Annotated in this window: 2 protein-coding genes; both read left to right on the forward strand. The window is 65.0% G+C overall.

Features of this window, described 5'->3' with window-relative positions; translation table 11 throughout:
- Nucleotides 1-917 precede the first annotated feature (917 nt).
- The gene (locus AB0M95_RS40805; protein WP_363777105.1) at nucleotides 918-2,165 is read left to right on the forward strand and encodes a hypothetical protein; all 1,248 of its coding nucleotides are present in this window, start codon (nucleotides 918-920) and stop codon (nucleotides 2,163-2,165) included.
- Nucleotides 2,166-2,199: 34 nt separating this feature from the next.
- Nucleotides 2,200-3,071 (forward strand): DMT family transporter (locus AB0M95_RS40810; RefSeq protein WP_363777108.1); only part of this gene is annotated, 872 nt, incomplete at its 3' end.

A 3,071-nucleotide genomic window follows, 5' to 3' on the forward strand; every position in this document is an offset into this window, starting at 1 on the left:
CGGGGCTGACGGAAGACGGCTCGTATCCCGGTGGCGAGTGGCGCGCCACAGCGAAGATTCCCGCCTGCGCGTGGACCTTGCAGGCGTTCTGGCAGCCATGTCCGGAGTTATCGACGGGGTCGGCATCTGATCGTCATCCACTGCTGAGCTCCTCGTGCCACTCCTCTGGAGAATGAGGCAGCGGGTTCCAGCAGCGGTTCGGTACGGGTGCCGTCTGTGCCAGTTTTGGAGTATGGGGGTGATCTCATGCCTTCGTGCACACCGGCGGGCCAACGCTCTGGCGCTGACGACGAGCGGGCGGCGCGAGAGCGTGATCACGCCCGATACTCCTCTCTTCTCACGTACAGGTGCGTGAAGGTGAGCCGACATGGCCACGCACTCCAACAGCGCGCCCAGACGGCACAGGTGCACAGTTCTTGACGCACGGCTGAGTTCTCCCCGGCCCGCGCCAACGTCACATGTCGCAATCGACACCGGACTGGCACCGCACGCCTGCGAGGGCGGCGGTGGCACGCGCACCGTGGCGCGAATACCCGTGCCACCAGCCCGGTGTGCTTACGCGTCGACTTTCTGGGATATCGGCGTCATCAGGCAATCCCATTGGACCGGGATCTTTTTGCACACGTATCCCGATCGAACCGGGAGTTGTGGCGCTGAGCTGCGGAACGGTAAATGCTGTAGCGATATCCTCGGAGGCTCGATTTCGCGAGGGCAATGAGTCGGTAGACGGCCCATATGGGACGGTGAGGGCGATGGCAGACAGAACAAGCAAACTGAAGAGAGACCAGACAGCTTTCGTCACGGAGTTGCGGGCCCGGGACCGAACATGGACGCAGATCGCTGAGGCATTCAGCGCGCGATATAAGGTCAACATGCGGGTGGCGTTTAGGATGGCCAGAGGGTGGAGTCAGCGCAGGGTGGCCGAGGAATGGAGCAGGCGCTGGCCGGACGACCGGAAGACCGCCAAGATCATCTCAACTTGGGAGGTCTGGCCCAGGAGTACCGGTCACGCGCCGTCGCTGGACACACTCGGCAAGCTCGCTCAGTTGTATGGATGCCGGGCCGCCGATCTCCTCCTCGACTGGTGCGACTACCGCCACCTGGATGAGGCCGGTCAGGTTCGCACACTCGGGATCGGTCCTGGTGACGTCGACAAGGCTCACACCGGATCCGAGCGTGCTGTGATGCCGGGCGAGTACATCGAAGCTCAGGCGATGCCCCAGACGGTCATCACAGTCAGTCCCGCAGGTGCTGCCGGGTCGGGTATCGCTCTGTCCGCCCCGCTCATCGAGACCTTTCGCAGGCTCACGGACACCTACCGGGTCATGGATTACCAGACCGGAGCGCAAAGCGTGCAGCCGCAGGTGGCCGGCCATCTCACACACATATTGCAGCTGACCGGCAAAGCACCGACCACCGCAATCGGCCGTGACCTGTACCAGGCCGTGGGGGACGCCGCGCAGTTGGCCGGCTGGCTGGCGATCGATTCCCAGCACTACGGGCAGGCTCAGTCTTACTGTCAGATAGCGCTGGCTGCCGCCGACCAGGCCGGCGACCGTGGCATGCGCGCCTACACATTAGGGGTGATGAGCTACATCCACCTGCATGCGGGCCACGGGCAGGACGCGTTGAAACTCCTGTCCACAGCAAGCGAACTGGCCACCAAGGGCGTTCCGCCCGCAGTGCGGTCATGGATCGCCGAAGCCGCCAGCGAAGCGCACGCGTTCGCAGGCGACCCCTCAGCCGGAATGCGGGCCCTGCACCAAGCAGAGCGTGCCTTCGACGGTGTTACCACCGGCAACACGCCCGCCTGGCTCAGCTTCTTCAACAACGAGGCGCACGCGGCGCGACTGCTGGGCCGCGCCTTCATGCGACTGCGCCGCCCAGCCGAGGCAACCACCGCACTGCACGAAGCGCTGAACCTCCTGCCGGACACCTTTGTCCGCGAACGCGCCGGGACCTTGATCGATCTGGCATACGTGTGCATACAAAAGCAGGAAATCGAGGAAGCCTGCCACGTTGCACTCAACGCCGAGGCCCTTGCCAGAGCCACCGCGTCCGAACGCAACCTGCGGCGGCTGCGCGAGCTCCTGGTCGAGCTGATGCCCTGGACAGGCCTGGAATGCGTACGAGAGCTCTACCGCAAGCTCCTGCTCGACTATTAACTAGAGAGATGCAGCCACACAAGATCGCCAGCCGATGAGCCGACGCGCCTGGGTCGAACTCCTGGTGCTGTCTGCTCTGTGGGGGGTGGTGTATCTCCTGATTGAGATCACCCTGCGCGAGCTGTCACCCGTCCTGGTGGTCCTCGGCCGGGTGGCGCTGGCCGCACTGCTCCTCACCCCGCTGGCGATCACGCGTGGCGCGCTGCGGCCGCTGCGTAAGCATCCGCGGGCGGTGATCGAGACGGTGCTCGTGCAGGCCACTGCCCCGCTCCTGCTGCTCACCTTCGGCCAGCGATATGTCTCCTCTGGCCTGGCCGGGATCCTCACCGGAGCACAGCCACTATTTGTCGCACTTCTCGCGGTGCGCTTTGCGCCCGATCAACGGCCCAACGGCTGGCGAGGCGTGCTCGGCATCGTGCTCGGGCTGCTCGGCCTCATCGCACTGTTCGGCATCGACCTGCGAGACGGGCACGGAGCCCTGCTGGGAGGGCTGTTCGTCGTGACGGCAGCCGTGTGCTACGCAGCGGGAGCGCTCATGATTCATCGACGCCTGAGCGACGCCGAACCACTCGGAGTGGCCACCTCGGCCATGCTCGTCTCCACAGTGGCGCTGGCCATACCCGGCGTATTCTCGCTCCCCGATCACCTGCCTGGTCTGCCGGTGGCGGCGGCCCTCCTGGTGCTCGGCGTGGTATGCACGGGCTTCACCCTGGTGCTCTTCTACACGCTGATCGCACAAAGCGGACCGGCACACGCGGCTCTGGCCTTCTACCTCTCCCCAGGCTTCGCCGTCCTGTTCGGGACGGTGTTCCTGCATGAGAAGCCCTCTGTGACCACCGTCTTAGGCCTGGTCGCGATCGTAGTCGGCGCCGCTCTGGCGAGTAGAACACAGAAGTCTCCCGGTGC

The sequence above is a fragment of the Sphaerisporangium sp. NPDC051017 genome, from assembly GCF_040683095.1.
Taxonomy (GTDB): domain Bacteria; phylum Actinomycetota; class Actinomycetes; order Streptosporangiales; family Streptosporangiaceae; genus Sphaerisporangium.